The organism is Mesorhizobium sp. 8, from assembly GCF_006351905.1.
GTDB lineage: Bacteria > Pseudomonadota > Alphaproteobacteria > Rhizobiales > Rhizobiaceae > Mesorhizobium > Mesorhizobium composti.
Genome location: NZ_CP040914.1, coordinates 1,831,425 through 1,845,128 on the forward strand (window position 1 = coordinate 1,831,425; position 13,704 = coordinate 1,845,128).

At 66.9% G+C, this 13,704-nt stretch carries 15 protein-coding genes; 14 read left to right on the forward strand and 1 reads right to left on the reverse strand.

Features of this window, described 5'->3' with window-relative positions; all coding sequences use genetic code 11:
• Positions 1-84 precede the first annotated feature (84 nt).
• The 14 genes from FGU64_RS08880 to fliP all read left to right on the forward strand — a co-directional run bounded on the left by FGU64_RS08880 (position 85) and on the right by fliP (position 11,838).
• Positions 85-2,520: a DUF1217 domain-containing protein gene (locus FGU64_RS08880; protein ID WP_139952568.1), complete on the forward strand. Its 2,436-nt coding sequence runs from the start codon at positions 85-87 to the stop codon at positions 2,518-2,520.
• Positions 2,521-2,522: 2 nt separating this feature from the next.
• The gene (gene flgF, locus FGU64_RS08885) at positions 2,523-3,245 is read left to right on the forward strand and encodes a flagellar basal-body rod protein FlgF (protein ID WP_139952571.1); all 723 of its coding nucleotides are present in this window, start codon (positions 2,523-2,525) and stop codon (positions 3,243-3,245) included.
• Between the two features lie 9 nt (positions 3,246-3,254).
• Positions 3,255-4,664 (forward strand): flagellar protein export ATPase FliI, encoded by a 1,410-nt coding sequence (gene fliI / locus FGU64_RS08890; protein WP_139952575.1) that lies wholly within the window; start codon positions 3,255-3,257, stop codon positions 4,662-4,664.
• The gene (locus FGU64_RS08895) at positions 4,645-5,553 is read left to right on the forward strand and encodes a hypothetical protein (protein ID WP_139952578.1); all 909 of its coding nucleotides are present in this window, start codon (positions 4,645-4,647) and stop codon (positions 5,551-5,553) included. Before fliI ends, FGU64_RS08895 begins: the two co-directional genes overlap by 20 nt.
• Before the next feature lie 80 nt (positions 5,554-5,633).
• Entirely contained in the window at positions 5,634-6,014 is a 381-nt protein-coding gene (gene flgB / locus FGU64_RS08900; RefSeq protein WP_139952581.1) for a flagellar basal body rod protein FlgB, read from the forward strand.
• Between the two features lie 6 nt (positions 6,015-6,020).
• The gene (flgC, locus tag FGU64_RS08905) at positions 6,021-6,437 is read left to right on the forward strand and encodes a flagellar basal body rod protein FlgC (protein ID WP_139952583.1); all 417 of its coding nucleotides are present in this window, start codon (positions 6,021-6,023) and stop codon (positions 6,435-6,437) included.
• Positions 6,434-6,757 carry a flagellar hook-basal body complex protein FliE gene (locus FGU64_RS08910; protein ID WP_246671269.1) on the forward strand — a complete coding sequence of 108 codons (324 nt, stop codon included), beginning with the start codon at positions 6,434-6,436 and terminating at the stop codon, positions 6,755-6,757. Before flgC ends, FGU64_RS08910 begins: the two co-directional genes overlap by 4 nt.
• A 10-nt stretch (positions 6,758-6,767) precedes the next feature.
• The gene (flgG, locus tag FGU64_RS08915) at positions 6,768-7,556 is read left to right on the forward strand and encodes a flagellar basal-body rod protein FlgG (RefSeq protein WP_136356270.1); all 789 of its coding nucleotides are present in this window, start codon (positions 6,768-6,770) and stop codon (positions 7,554-7,556) included.
• Between the two features lie 41 nt (positions 7,557-7,597).
• Positions 7,598-8,035, forward strand: a complete 438-nt coding sequence (gene flgA / locus FGU64_RS08920) for a flagellar basal body P-ring formation chaperone FlgA (RefSeq protein ID WP_246671334.1) — start codon at positions 7,598-7,600, stop codon at positions 8,033-8,035.
• Complete coding sequence (locus tag FGU64_RS08925) at positions 8,032-9,273, forward strand: flagellar basal body P-ring protein FlgI (protein WP_139952589.1); 1,242 nt, start codon at positions 8,032-8,034, stop codon at positions 9,271-9,273. Before flgA ends, FGU64_RS08925 begins: the two co-directional genes overlap by 4 nt.
• A gap of 9 nt (positions 9,274-9,282) precedes the next feature.
• Positions 9,283-9,903 carry a MotE family protein gene (locus FGU64_RS08930; protein ID WP_139952590.1) on the forward strand — a complete coding sequence of 207 codons (621 nt, stop codon included), beginning with the start codon at positions 9,283-9,285 and terminating at the stop codon, positions 9,901-9,903.
• The gene (gene flgH / locus FGU64_RS08935) at positions 9,900-10,604 is read left to right on the forward strand and encodes a flagellar basal body L-ring protein FlgH (protein ID WP_139952592.1); all 705 of its coding nucleotides are present in this window, start codon (positions 9,900-9,902) and stop codon (positions 10,602-10,604) included. Before FGU64_RS08930 ends, flgH begins: the two co-directional genes overlap by 4 nt.
• Positions 10,605-10,615: 11 nt before the next feature.
• The gene (locus FGU64_RS08940; RefSeq protein ID WP_136356280.1) at positions 10,616-11,110 is read left to right on the forward strand and encodes a flagellar basal body-associated FliL family protein; all 495 of its coding nucleotides are present in this window, start codon (positions 10,616-10,618) and stop codon (positions 11,108-11,110) included.
• Positions 11,107-11,838 carry a flagellar type III secretion system pore protein FliP gene (gene fliP, locus FGU64_RS08945; protein ID WP_139952595.1) on the forward strand — a complete coding sequence of 244 codons (732 nt, stop codon included), beginning with the start codon at positions 11,107-11,109 and terminating at the stop codon, positions 11,836-11,838. The genes FGU64_RS08940 and fliP overlap by 4 nt, the downstream gene beginning before the upstream one ends.
• 155 nt (positions 11,839-11,993) lie before the next feature.
• On the opposite strand, the gene FGU64_RS08950 is transcribed toward fliP, so the two are convergent.
• Positions 11,994-13,628 carry a tetratricopeptide repeat-containing glycosyltransferase family protein gene (locus FGU64_RS08950; protein ID WP_139952597.1) on the reverse strand — a complete coding sequence of 545 codons (1,635 nt, stop codon included), beginning with the start codon at positions 13,626-13,628 and terminating at the stop codon, positions 11,994-11,996.
• Positions 13,629-13,704: the final 76 nt, after the last annotated feature.

Here is a 13,704-nt window from a genome sequence, read left to right on the forward strand (position 1 = left end):
GAGGCTTGAATCGTGTGCGGGCGCGATTCAGTTTCGCGCAAGGAACCCGGCTTATGATGGGCGACCGCTGCTGCCGGAGGCATCATGCTGAGCACGTATCTGAGCTATCGGCTCATTGCCCAGGACATTCCCAAGTCCATCGACCGCGTCGAGAAGCAGCCGGCCGTGGACCGCGAGACGAAATACTACCTGGACAACATCGGCAAGGTGACGTCGGTCGACGACTTCGTCAACGACTACCGCCTCTTCAACTACGCCATGAAGGCCTACGGCCTCAGCGACATGACCTACGCCAAGGCGTTCATGGTCAAGGCGCTGAAGGAAGGCGTCAGCGATCCCGACAGCTTCGCCAACAAGCTGACCGACAAGCGCTACGCCGAATTCGTCAAGGCGTTCAACTTCCAGAAGCTGGGCGGCACCGCCACCACATACAATCCGGCACAGCAGGGCGTCGCCCAGAACTACGCCCTGCAGGTGGAACTCAATTCGACCCAGCTCGATCTCGACCGGGCCCGCGCGGAAACGGCGAACTACGTCGCCCATATCGGCGACGTCAAATCGATCGACGACCTGATGGCCGACAAGCGCCTGCTAACCTACGCGATGGCTTCCTTCGGGCTCGACCCCGCCAAGGAACCGCCGGAGACGGTGCGCCAGATGCTCGAGGGCGGCGTCAGCGATCCCAACAGCCCGGCCAACAAGCTCGCCGACAAGCGCTACGCCAATTTCGTCGCCGCCTTCGATTTCGTCCAATACGGCGACCAGACGACCCAGCGCGCGGCGGTGCAGCAGGCGCCGAAAACCTATCTGCCGAACACCGGCGTCACCCCGCTCACCCAGAACACGTCCGCCATGCAGGCCGAGGTGGACTATTACAACGCCAACATCGGCAAGGTGAAATCCATCGTCGACCTGCTCGGCAACAAGCGCCTGCTGAATTTCGCGATGACCGCCTTCGGGCTCGATGCCAAGACGGAATCGCCTTCGAAAATCCGCGACATGCTGGCGGGCGGCGTCAGCGATCCGGCTAGCCCCGCCAACCAGCTTTCCGACAAGCGCTACGCCGCTTTCGTCGCCGCCTTCGACTTTTCCCAGTACGGTGCGGCCACCGCCACCCGCGACGCCGTCACGCAGACGACGCCGGCGTACTATCTCCAGAGCGCCGACCCCGAGAACGCCTATTTCCGCGCCAACATCGGCAACGTGAAGACGGCGAACGACCTGCTGCTCGACAAGCGCCTGCTGACCTACGCCATGGGCGCCTACGGCCTCGACGCCAGCAAGGAACCGGCGACCAGGGTTCGCGACATGCTGCTCGGCGGCGTCACCGATCCGAATAGCCCGGCCAATCAGTCGAGCGACAAGCGCTATGCGGCCTTCGTCGCGGCCTTCGACTTCGCGCAGTATGGAACCGCGACGACGTCGCGCCCGGAAGCGACCGAGCAGACCGAGCGCTATCATCTGGAGAACGCCAATCCGGAAACCGCCTATTTCCGGGCGAACATCGGCAAGGTGCGGTCGGCGAAGGACCTGATGTCCGATCCGCGGCTGCTCGCCTACGCCATGGCCGCCTATGGGCTGGATGCCTCGATCGAGGATCCGGAGACGGTGAAGCGGTTCCTGACCGGCGGAGCCGGCGATCCCGACAGCATCTCCAACCTCCTTCTCGGCGCGAAATACGAAGGCTACGCCGCCTTGGCCAAGGCCTTCGACTTTCACACCTACGGCACGCAGACGACCTCCCGCCCCGAAGTCCTCGACGCCACGCCGACGCACTACACGACGATGGACGGGTTCGGCCTGGTCAAGCCGGGAGCGGCCTATGTGCAGGGGGAAACGGACTACTATCTCGCCAACGTCACCAAGCTGAAGTCGATCGACGACCTGATGGCCGACAAGCGCCTGCTGAACTATGCGCTGTCGGCGTTCGGGCTGGACCCGCAGAAAGAGGACCCGGCGCGCATCCGCGCGCTGCTCGAAGGCGGCATCCGCGATCCAGAAAGCCCGGCCAACAAGCTCGACAACAAGGCCTACGCCGCCTTTGTCGCCGCCTTCAATTTCGAGCAGTATGGCGAGGATGCCACCACCTATGTCGCCGCCGGGCAGGTCACCGTCGACAAGTACATGCGCCAGACGCTGGAGGAGGATGCCGGCCAGACCAACGAAGGCGTGCGGCTGGCGCTGTATTTCCAGCGCAAGGCGCCCGGCCTGACCGATTGGTATCAGGTGCTGGCCGACAAGGCGCTGTCGCAGGTCGCGCGCATCGCCTTCGGCATGCCCGATTCCTTCGCCAGCGCCGATATCGACAAGCAGGTGAAGCTGTTCGAGCAGAAGTTCGACATCGCCGACTTCGCCGACGCCGGCAAGCTCGACAAGTTCATGACCCGCTTCACCACCATGTACGAGATCCAGAACCCGTCATCGACGGCGACCACCTCGGTCGGCGTGCTGTTTTCGCAACCGACCACGATCGGCGTCTCCACCGACCTGATGATGGCCATGCAGCAGATGAAGTATTGACCATGCAGGACAGCCTTTACGTCTCGCTTTCCTCCCAGATCGCCCTGCAGAAGCGGCTGGACACCATTGCCGACAACGTCGCCAACGCCTCCACCGTCGGCTTTCGCGCAACCGGCGTGAAGTTCCAGGACGTCGTCACCGGCGCCGGCCAGAAGTCGGTGGCCTTCACCTCGCCCGGCAACACCTACCTGTCGGGCGTCAACGGCGCGTTGAGCGAAACGGGCAACCCCTTCGATTTCGCCATTCAGGGCGACGCCTGGTTCGCGCTGCAGACGCCGGCCGGCACGGTGATGACGCGCGACGGCCGCTTCTCGATGGGCCAGAACGGCGAGTTGCTGTCTATCGAGGGTTATCCGGTGCTCGATGCAGGCGGCGCGCCGCTGCAACTCGATCCGCGCGGCGGCCCGCCGACCGTCGGCAAGGACGGTTCGCTGCGCCAGGGCGAGCAGCTTGCCGGCGCCATCGGCCTGTTCAACTTCCAGCCAGGCGAGAACTTCGTGCGCTTCGGCAATTCGGGCGTCGTGCCGCCGGGCGAGCCGGAACCGATCGTCGACAGGATCGATGTCGGCGTGGCGCAGGGCTTCGTCGAGCAATCCAACGTCAACCCGGTGCTGGAGATGACCCGTCTCATCCAGGTGCAGCGCGCCTTCGAGAACGTCGCGGCGCTTGTGCGCCAGACCGGCTCCACGACCGAGGACGCCATCCAGACGCTCGGTTCCAAGTAGCGCCGCCGCATGTCGCCGCCCGCGCCCCTCCCGATCCGCGCCGACGACCGGCCGCAGCAACAGGCGCCGGAAACGCGACTGGCGCTGCTGGAGCGGCTGTGGCACCGCTTCGAAAGCGACGACGCCGTGCTGCGCCGGGGCGGCCGCGTCAGCGAGGTTTCCGCCACCCACTATCATGTGCGCGGCCTGTCCGACATCGCCCGGCTGGGCGACGTGGTCGAGCAGCGCAGCCGCTTCGGCGCGCGGCTCGGCGAGATCGTTCGCATCGGCCGCGACGAAGTCGTCGTCGCTCCTTTCGAGAGGAGCGCCGACGCGGGCATCGGCGATGCCGTGTTCCGGCGCGGCCCGCTGGCGATCACCCCGCATCCTTCCTGGCGCGGCCGCGCCATCGACGCCCTGGCGCGCGCCATCGACGGCGGCCCGCCGCTGGTCAGGGGTGTTGATCGGGGCGGCCCCGCCCACGCGACGCCCGGCGCCATGGCCCGCCAGCGCGTCGGCACGCCGTTCATGACCGGCGTGCGCGCCATCGACATCTTCACGCCGCTCTGCTTCGGCCAGCGCATGGGCATCTTCGCCGGCTCCGGCGTCGGCAAGTCGACCTTGCTTGCCATGCTCGCCGGCGCCGACGCCTTCGATACCGTGGTCGTGGCGCTGGTCGGCGAGCGCGGCCGCGAGGTGCGCGAATTCCTCGAGGACACCATCGGCGAGCAGGCCATGGCCAAGACCGTCGCCGTGGTCGCCACCAGCGACGAGAGCGCCATGATGCGCCGCCGCGCGCCCGACACCGCGATGCGCGTTGCCGAGCATTTTCGCGACCAGGGCCACCGCGTGCTGCTGGTTCTGGATTCCATCACCCGCTTCGCCCACGCGCTGCGCGAGGTGGCGACCGGCACCGGCGAGCCGCCGGTGGCGCGCGGTTATCCGGCCTCCGTCTTCACCGACCTGCCGAAGCTGCTGGAGCGGGCGGGACCGGGGCTGGAAGGCGCAGGCTCCATCACCGCCATCATCTCGGTTCTGGTCGACGGCGACGACCATAACGATCCGGTCGCCGATTCGGTGCGCGGCATCCTCGACGGCCATGTGGTTCTGGACCGCGCCATCGCCGAACAGGGGCGCTATCCGCCGGTCAATCCGCTGTCCTCCATTTCGCGCCTCGCCGGCAAGGCATGGTCGCCGGACCAGCGCGCGCTGGTGGCGCGGCTGAAGGCGATGATCTCGCGCTTCGAGGACACCCGCGACATCCGCCTGCTCGGCGCCTATCAGGGCGGTGCCGACCCCGAGCTGGACATGGCCGTGCGCCAGGTGCCGCTGATCTACGAAGCGCTGATGCAGTCGCCCAAGGACCGCCCTTCGGCCGAGCCCTTCGCCGATCTCGCCCGCCACCTGAAGGTCAAGCAGAATGCAGACGCGCCAGACTGAGTTGGCGCACTTCGAGCTGATGCTGCGGGAGCAGTTGGCGCGCACCGAGGCGGCCGAGCGGCCACGGCGATCGCGGTTTTCGCCACTCGGCTCCCTTGCGGCATGGCTGCCCAACGCAAGAGACGTGTTCCTGCCCATATTTGCGCGGATGCGCCCGGCCGGCCGGCCTCGCCGCCCGGAGCCGGCCGAAGAGCAGGAGCGCGCATTGGCGGCGTTGTTTGCGCCGACCGGCGCTTCCGCCGCGCGCGCCGAACCGGCTTTCACACCACCGCGGGAAACCCGCCGTTTACCAAATCTAAGCGGGAGCGATGCTAGCAATCGTTCCATGAAAGAAGCTCCCGAGCGCAACTGGGGCACGCCGCCGGCAGTCCAGTTCCCCATGCCGGTCAAGAAGAAAGACCACCGCGGCGATCTCGTCATCGCCGGGCTCGGCGTGGCGCTGGGCCTCGTTTGCGCGCTGTTCCCCTGGTACATCTTCTTCAATCAGGATCAGTTCGGCGTGCAGGCCATCCGCTTCGGCGGCAGAGGCGGCAATGCCGGCCGCGCGACGGTCGAGGCCAGACAAGGCGCCGGCAGCACGCCGGTCGTCGATCAGGAAATCCCCGACAGCGCGCTCGACCTGTTCTCCACCGGCACGTTGCAGCCGAAGCCCGAGAGCGCCGACACTGCGCCCGACCTTGACCAGCAGCCCTTTCCCTCCGACGCGGCGAAGTTCCGCCTCGTCCACATCGCCAACGGCCGCGCCATGATCGAGGACGACGCCGGTCTGTGGGTCGTCCAGCAAGGCTCGGTCCTGCCCGATTCCAGCACCGTGAAGTCGATCGAGCAGCGCAAGGGCCGCTGGGTTCTGGTCACCAGCACCGACAGGGTGATCGAGATCTCGAAATAGCGAAGCCGGAGCGCAGCCCCCCGCGCAAGGCCCGCGCAAGACTGGCGCACTAATCTCCGGAAACCTGCCCGGAGTAGCGCATGGAGCCCGTCAACCTTTTCAACCTCGCATCGCGGCAAGCCGAGTGGCTGGCCGTGCGCCAGTCCGCTGTCGCCGGCAACATCGCCAACGCCAATACGCCCGGCTACACCGCCAACGACGTCGAGCCGTTCCAGAAGGTGCTCGACCACACGGCCGTGACGCTGAGCGCGACGCAGAGCGGCCACCTCGGCTTCGGCGCCAGCGAGGCCGCCTTCTCGGTCAAGCCGCAGGCCTATACCGGCGCGATCATGCCGTCCAAGAACACCGTCGTCATGGAGGAAGAGCTGATGAAGGCCGGCGAGGTGCGCCGCTCCTTCGAGCTCAACACGGCCATCGTCAAGGCCTTCCACACCATGATGATCATGGCGACGAAGGGCTGACGCGCGATGGACGCTTTGACGGCAGCCCTAAAGGTCGCGGCGTCGGGTCTCGGCGCCCAGTCTGAGCGCCTGCGCGTCGTCTCCGAAAACCTCGCCAACGCCCAGTCCACCGGCACCACGCCCGGCGCCGATCCCTATCGCCGCAAGACCATATCCTTCGCCGCCGAGCTGGACCGCGCTTCCGGCGGCAGCCTCGTCGAGGTCAATTCGATCGACCGCGACCCCTCGCCCTTCCCCGTCGAGTTCCAGCCCGGCAACGAGGCGGCCGACGACAAGGGCTACGTCAAGATGCCGAACGTCAACGTGCTGATCGAGATGGCCGACATGACCGAGGCCAACCGCTCCTACGAGGCCAACCTGCAGGTCATCAAGCAGGCGCGCGACCTGATCTCCATGACCATCGACCTGATGAGGAACCAGTGATGATCGGCGGCATCGGTGCCATCCACCTTCGGCCCCCGGTCGGCAACTCCGATGCCGACACCGGCCTCCTGTCCAATGCGGCCACGCCGGCCGCTGGCGCCGGCGCATCCTTCGCCGAAGCCCTGTCGCGGGCCGCCTCGAACACCGTCGACACGCTGAAAGGCGCCGAGCAGGTATCGATCCAGGCGCTCAAGGGCGATGCCGACACCCGCCAGGTCGCCGACGCCGTCATGAGCGCCCAGCAGGCTTTGCAGGCCGCGGTCGCCATCCGCGACAAGATCGTCTCCGCCTATCTCGACATCAGCCGCATGAGTATCTGAGGACGGCCCCATGAAAGCGCTCGCCATCGCCGCCACCGGCATGAACGCCCAGCAGACCAATCTGGAAGTCATCGCCAACAACATCGCCAACATCAACACGACCGGCTACAAGCGCGCCCGCGCCGAGTTCTCCGACCTGCTCTATCAGGTCGACCGCACGCAGGGCGTGCCCAACCGCGCCAACGGCTCGATCGTTCCCGAAGGCGTCTCCATCGGCCTCGGCGTCAAGACCAGCGCCGTGCGCAACGTCCATATCCAGGGCGAGCTGACCAGCACCGGCAACAACTACGACCTCGCGCTGACCGGCAAGGGCTGGTTCCAGATCGAGGGCGCCGACGGCAACCCGCTCTACACCCGCTCCGGCGCCTTCAACACCAATGCGACCGGCCAGCTGGTGACGGTCGACGGCGCCGCCGTCATCCCGGCCATCACCGTGCCGGCCGACGCCGTCGAGGTCATCGTCAACAAGACCGGCCAGGTCTTCGCCCGCATCGACGGCCAGAACGACCTGCAGGACCTCGGCCAGCTCACCCTCGCCACCTTCGCCAACGAGGCCGGCCTGGCGCCGCTCGGCGACAACTTGTTCCAGGAGACGGTGGCCTCGGGCGCGGCCAATGTCGGCGTGCCGGGCGATCCGGGCTATGCCACCGTCGAACAGGGCTACCTGGAGAATTCCAACGTCGATCCGGTCAAGGAGATCACCGAGCTGATTTCGGCGCAGCGCGCCTACGAGATGAATTCCAAGGTTATTCAGGCGGCCGACGAAATGGCCGCCGTCGTCTCCAAGAACATCAGGTGACGGTGATGGCGGCACGCATCCTCGTTCCGGTCCTGCGCTCGATGGCGCTCGCCCTGGCGCTTTGCGCCGGCGCGGCGCCGGCCGCAGCCGACGAGGTCGTGCTGATCCCCAGCCGCGTCATCTATCCGGGCGAGACGATCGGCCTTGCCGCGCTGAAGGAAGTGACGCTGGCGCCCGGACGCCACAAGCCGGACGCCGTCGCCACCACCGCGCCCGAACTCGACGGCAAGGTCGCCAAGCGCACGCTGTTGCCCGGCCGCTACATCCCCTTAAGCGCGCTGCGCGAGGCATGGCTGGTCGAGCAGGGCGCCTCCGTGCAGGTCTATTTCATCGCCGGGCCCCTCACCATCTCGACCACCGCCGTCACCTTGCAGCCGGGCGCCGCCGGCGACCTCGTCAAGGTCCGCAACGTCGACAGCGGCAAGGTGCTGTCCGGCACGGTGATGGCCGACGGCACCGTCCAGGTCGGCGCCTCATGAAGGGCATCCTCGCCATCGCCGTCGCGGCCTTGCTGGCGGTCCAGCCGTCGCTGGCCGACGGGCTGAACGCCAGGCAGAAGCGCGCGCTGGTCGCCAAGGAGGGACCGGGGGCGCTCGGGCAGGACTATGATCCGGCAACGGCGGCGCGCATGTTCAAGGTGTCGGCGACGCCCAGCCAGCTGCCGCCCGGGCAGGTCGCCGCGCGCATCAAGGACATCGCCCAGCTCCAGAGCGCGCGCGACAACCAGCTCGTCGGCTATGGTCTCGTCATCGGACTCTCGGGAACCGGCGACAGCCTGCGCAACTCGCCTTTCACCGAACAGTCAATCCGCGCCATGCTGCAGAACCTCGGCATCGCCACCGAAGGCGGCCAGGCGCGCGCGAAAAACGTCGCCGCCGTCATCGTCACCGCCAACATGCCGCCCTTCGTCCAGTCCGGTGCCCGCATCGACATCAACGTCTCCTCCATGGGCGACGCCACCTCGCTGCAGGGCGGTACGCTCATCATGACGCCGCTGAAAGCCGCCGACGGCCAGATCTATGCCGTCGGCCAGGGCTCCGTCATCGTCTCCGGCTTCACCGCGCAGGGCCAGGCCGAGCAGCTCACGCAAGGCGTGCCGACAGCCGGCCGCGTCCCCAACGGCGCCATCGTCGAGCGCGCGGTGGATGCCGAGTTCGACGACCAGACGGTGCTGACGCTGCAACTGCGCAACCCGGACTTTTCCACCGCCATCCGCATTGCCGACGCCATCAACGATTACACTGGCCAGCGCTTCGGAATGCGCGTCGCGGCCGAACGCGACGCCCGCACCGTCTCGGTGAAGAAGCCGAAGGGCGTTTCGGCGGCACGCTTCTATGCCGAGGTCGAGAACCTCGTGGTCGAGTCCGACACGCCGGCAAGGGTCGTCGTCGATTCGCGCACCGGCACCATCGTCATCGGCAACCAGGTCAGGATCTCACGCGTGGCGATCAGCCACGGCACGCTGACGGTGCGCATCACCGAGGCGCCGCGCGTCGTCCAGCCGGAGCCCTTCTCTCGGGGCGAGACGGCGGTCGAACCCAACACCGTCATCGAGGCCAATCAGCCCGACGCGCGTGTCGCCCTTCTCGACGGACCGGACCTGGAAACGCTGGTCTCCGGACTGAACCGCCTGGGCGTCAAGCCCGACGGCATCATCGCCATTCTGCAAGGCATCAAGTCGGCCGGCGCCCTGCAAGCCGACCTGATCCTCCAATAGGTCGCGCCGATGCTGCAACGTCTCCTCCCGCCTCTCCGTCGCTTCAACACTCTGCACGCCTTGTGCGGCATCGCCGTCGGCCTTGTATTGCTCGGCGCCCCGGCGTCGGCCACCGAGCCGGTGCGCCAGGTTCTGCCGGGCGCGCCCGCCGCCCCGGCGCCGCAGGCTCTCCAGCGCGAAACCGCCGCACCCGCGCCGGCGGCGGCCGGTTCGCTGGCGGCGAAGACCCCCGAGCAAAGCGACGTCGAGCGCTTCTGCTCCAACATCGCCGACGCCGCGCGCGACCGCCGCTACTCCCTCCAGGCGGCCGAGCTCAAGAAATTGCAGGACGATGTCGACGCCCGCATCAAGGCGCTGGAGGCGAAGCGCTCGGAATACGAGCTGTGGCTGAAGCGCCGCGAGGTCTTCCTCGCCCGCGCCGAGGAAGGCGTCGTCAAGATCTACGGCGACATGAAGCCGGACGCCGCCGCCGAGCGGCTGGCCGCCGTCAAGCCGGAACTGGCCGCCGCGATCCTGATGAAGCTGGATTCGCGCAAGGCCGGCGTCATTCTCAACGAAATGGAAACGAAGGCCGCCGCCACCCTCACCGGGGTGATGGCCAGCGCGGCCCGCAGGGTAGACCCGTCATGATGCGCAAATACGTCCTCCTGGCTGGCGCGATCCTGCTTTCCGGCTGCGCCTCCGATCTCAGGGAGGTCAACAAGGAGCCGGCGCTGTCGCCGGTCGGCGCCGGCATCGACGGCGGCACCGTGTCGACCTACCGCTATCCCGAAACGCCGTCGGCGCCGGTCAAGAAGTTCTCGCTGTGGGACGATCGCCAGAGCCGGCTGTTCACCGACCCGCGCGCGCTGCGCGCAGGCGACATCCTGACCGTCAAGATCAAGATCAACGACCGCGCCAAGTTCAAGAACCAGAACGACCGCAGCCGCACCGCCAACCGCTCGCTCGGCTTCGGCGTCGATCTCGGCTGGGATGGCTGGAGCACGTCCGGCAAGGGCAAGGGCAGCCTCGATTCCAAGACAGAGACCAATGCCGACGGCGCCATCGAGCGGTCGGAAAATCTCGAACTCAACGTCGCCGCCATCGTTACCGACGTGCTGCCCAACGGCAACCTGATGATCAAGGGCTCGCAGGAGGTGCGCGTCAACGCCGAGATGCGCGTGCTGACCATCGCCGGCATGGTGCGCCCGGCCGATATCGGCGCGGCCAACACGATCTCCTACGAGCGCATCGCCGAGGCGCGCATCTCCTATGGCGGCCGCGGCCGCATCACCGAGGTCCAGCAGCCGGCCTACGGCCAGCAGGTGCTGGACCAGGTGCTGCCCTTCTAGGCCGGTCCCCTATGGCGAACGCGGAACAGATAGAGGCGCCGAAGGGACCGTCCCTCATCGTCCAGCTCGCCATGCTGGCGGCGATGACCGTCGCCGCCCTCGGCGTCGGCTGGATGTCGGGCAGCTACCTGAAAAGCTCGGAAGCGCCGCCGAAACCCGCCAGGCTGGACCATAGCGCCAAGACCGAGGAAGCGCCGGCGGAAGAAAAGCCCGTTGCCGGCGCCCCGGTGCTGGTCCAGCTCCCGCAGATCACCACCAACCTCGCCGCCCCCGCCGACGTGTGGGTGCGCATGGACCTGTCGGTGGTCTACGACGCGCCGCAGCCGCCTCAGATGACGGAGGCGATCCACCAGGACCTGCTCGCCTATCTGCGCACCTTGAAGATGTACCAGGTCGAAGGCGCCAGCGGCTACCAGCATCTCAAGGCAGACTTGCAGGAACGCGCCGCCATCCGCAGCGACGGCCACGCCAAGGACGTCCTCATCAGGACGCTTCTGTTCGAATGAAAAAGCCGCTGTTCGCATTCCTGGCGCTGCTGGCGCTCACCGGCGCCGCCGCCGCCCAGCAGATCGATCTCGGCGGCATCGGTCAGGCCAACGGCGAGACCGTCGGCTACATCATCCAGATGTTCGGGCTCATCAGCGTGCTTTCGGTCGCGCCGGGCCTGCTCATCATGGTGACGAGCTTCACCCGCTTCGTCATCGCCTTTTCGATCCTGCGCGCCGGCATCGGCCTGCAATCGACGCCGGCCAACCTGATCTTGATCTCGCTGTCGCTGTTCATGACGTTCTACGTCATGGCGCCGACCTTCGACCAGGCATGGAACACCGGCGTCAGGCCGCTGATGGACAACCAGATCAGCCAGACAGAGGCGCTGGAGAAGATTTCCGACCCGTTCCGCACCTTCATGCTGCGCAACGTCCGCGACAAGGACTTCGACCTGTTCGCCGACCTTGCGCGCGAGCGCGGTCAGCAGGTGTCGCGCGAGACGGTCGACCTGCGCATCCTGGTCCCCGCCTTCATGATCTCCGAAATCCGCCGCGGCTTCGAGATCGGCTTCCTGATCGTGCTGCCCTTCCTCGTCATCGACCTGATCGTCGCCACCATCACCATGGCCATGGGCATGATGATGCTGCCGCCGACAGTGGTGTCGCTGCCCTTCAAGATCCTGTTCTTCGTGCTGATCGACGGCTGGAACCTTTTGATCGGCTCGCTGGTGCGGTCGTTCAACTAGGGCTATTGGCGGCCGGAAAAAGCGTCCGGCGTCGCCCGGACACGGCCAAGCGGATAGCTCTCAAGCCGCTCCCGGATAGGACAACAGTACGTGAGCACCGGAGCACAGTCGGACGCCGTTTGCAGCCCGGCCTCACGGAATTTTCAAAAAGGCTCTCAAGCCGCCCCCGGATAGGACAGCCGCCAGTCGGTCGGCCGCCCCGACGTGCTCGCCTTCTCTGCCCAGGTCGCGATGACGTTCCAGTCGAACAGGACGGATTTGGCGACGCCGATCGGATCGTCGGCATCCAGCGGCAGGAACCGGGTCGCCGGATGCCACGGCACGCCGTCGGTGCCGAGCTGGATCTGCGATCCGCTTTGCCCGAACAGGACGGTGGGGACGCCCAGGCCCGCCGCGAGCTCCAGCGTCGCGGTGCCGGCGGTCACGACAAGGTCGCAGGCTCCCGTCAGATAGGATGCCGACACGAGGTCGTTCATCTGGTCGATGGCCGGGAAATCGTAGATGGGCAGGCCCATTTCGCGCATCGCTGCGACTTCCTCGCGGCATTCGTCATATTGCAGGCAGACGAACTTCGTCGTGCCGAGCAGCTTCAGCGGCGCGAGGAACTCCGCCTTCACGTATTGCTGGTTGCGCTGCACGTTGCGGTTGGACGAGCGCCAGCACAGGCCGATGACCGGCTGATGCGGCGCGACGTTCATGTCGGCGCGCAGCCGTTGCTCGATCTCGCCGTCGCGCTTGAGCCACGGCCGGCTTTTCGCCTGCATCGCCGCTGCGGTCGGCCGGAAATGGCGGGCCAGCGAACCGATCGGAACCTCGAAGTCGAAGCCCGCATAGTCTTTCGGCTTGCGCGCGTCGGGTCCCAGGTCGGGCCGCACTTCGATGTCGGGGAAAGATATGCGGAAAAGCGCCGCGAGCTTCGGCGCGCATTCGAGGGTGATACGGGCGCCGGTGGCGATCAGGTCCGGCAGGATGCTGGCAAAACGGATTTCATCGCCGATGCCCTGTTCGCGCCACACCAGCACTCGCTTTCCGGCGAGGGCTTCCCCTTGCCAGCGCGGTATGGCGAAGGCCCGGCGCTCCGAGGGAAAATCCGGCCAGTCCCAGCGTACCTCGTAGTTGTCGAAGGCTTCGGGCAGTTCGCCCGCCTCCAGTTGCTGGATCGCGAGATTCCACCGCGCCAGGATGTGCGACGGCTCCTTCTCGAGAACCGATTTCTGGATGGCGATCGCCTTTTGGAGATTGCCGAGCCGGGCATGGATGACGCCCGTGGCGGACATGATGGAAGCCTGGTATCTGGTGCCCCGCGCCAGCAGCGCCTCGGCTTCCCGCAGCGCCTCATGCAGGAAACCCGCCGAGGTCAGGCAGTCGATCCAGGCACGATCGACCACCACCATCTCGTCCTCGGTGGAGACGAGGGCGCGGATGCGCTGGTAGTTGTTGACGACATATTCGTAGTTGGCCGCCTTGGACGCGGCGACCAGGCGATAGCACCACAAAAGCGACGGCGGATTGTCCAGCAGGGCGAGTCCCTCGTCGAAGAGCGCCTCGGAAGCCTTGAAGCGGCGCGCGTCCAGGGCCTCGACAGCCTGCTTGAGGAGACGCCCGGCCCTCTTGATCGCCTTGCGGTCCAGCGCGGAAGCAGCCTGATCGATCGATGGCATGGGCGCGGCCCCTGCCCCGCCAGCGGCCAGCGCCCGCACCAGCGCGTCCGCGCCGCGCACATTGTCCGCCGCGAAAGGGTGGGCACCTCCTGGCGGCTCGCTTTTGCGGGCGTTCGTTGCTGACGGCATCCACGTCTCCAATGCGCCTGTGCCCATCCGGCACCCGGACGCCATCGTAAGTCGCATGGGTTGCGCGAGGCTTTCG

Excerpts from the sequence above, each read along its gene's own strand:
- FGU64_RS08925 (WP_139952589.1), top strand. The coding sequence starts at position 8,032 with ATGAAGGGCATCCTCGCCATCGCCGTCGCGGCCTTGCTGGCGGTCCAG.
- FGU64_RS08895 (WP_139952578.1), top strand. The coding sequence starts at position 4,645 with ATGCAGACGCGCCAGACTGAGTTGGCGCACTTCGAGCTGATGCTGCGG.
- flgA (WP_246671334.1), top strand. The coding sequence starts at position 7,598 with ATGGCGCTCGCCCTGGCGCTTTGCGCCGGCGCGGCGCCGGCCGCAGCC.
- FGU64_RS08930 (WP_139952590.1), top strand. The coding sequence starts at position 9,283 with ATGCTGCAACGTCTCCTCCCGCCTCTCCGTCGCTTCAACACTCTGCAC.
- flgF (WP_139952571.1), top strand. The coding sequence starts at position 2,523 with ATGCAGGACAGCCTTTACGTCTCGCTTTCCTCCCAGATCGCCCTGCAG.
- flgG (WP_136356270.1), top strand. The coding sequence starts at position 6,768 with ATGAAAGCGCTCGCCATCGCCGCCACCGGCATGAACGCCCAGCAGACC.
- FGU64_RS08940 (WP_136356280.1), top strand. The coding sequence starts at position 10,616 with ATGGCGAACGCGGAACAGATAGAGGCGCCGAAGGGACCGTCCCTCATC.
- FGU64_RS08950 (WP_139952597.1), bottom strand. The coding sequence starts at position 13,628 with ATGCCGTCAGCAACGAACGCCCGCAAAAGCGAGCCGCCAGGAGGTGCC.
- flgH (WP_139952592.1), top strand. The coding sequence starts at position 9,900 with ATGATGCGCAAATACGTCCTCCTGGCTGGCGCGATCCTGCTTTCCGGC.
- fliI (WP_139952575.1), top strand. The coding sequence starts at position 3,255 with ATGTCGCCGCCCGCGCCCCTCCCGATCCGCGCCGACGACCGGCCGCAG.
- FGU64_RS08880 (WP_139952568.1), top strand. The coding sequence starts at position 85 with ATGCTGAGCACGTATCTGAGCTATCGGCTCATTGCCCAGGACATTCCC.
- fliP (WP_139952595.1), top strand. The coding sequence starts at position 11,107 with ATGAAAAAGCCGCTGTTCGCATTCCTGGCGCTGCTGGCGCTCACCGGC.
- flgC (WP_139952583.1), top strand. The coding sequence starts at position 6,021 with ATGGACGCTTTGACGGCAGCCCTAAAGGTCGCGGCGTCGGGTCTCGGC.
- flgB (WP_139952581.1), top strand. The coding sequence starts at position 5,634 with ATGGAGCCCGTCAACCTTTTCAACCTCGCATCGCGGCAAGCCGAGTGG.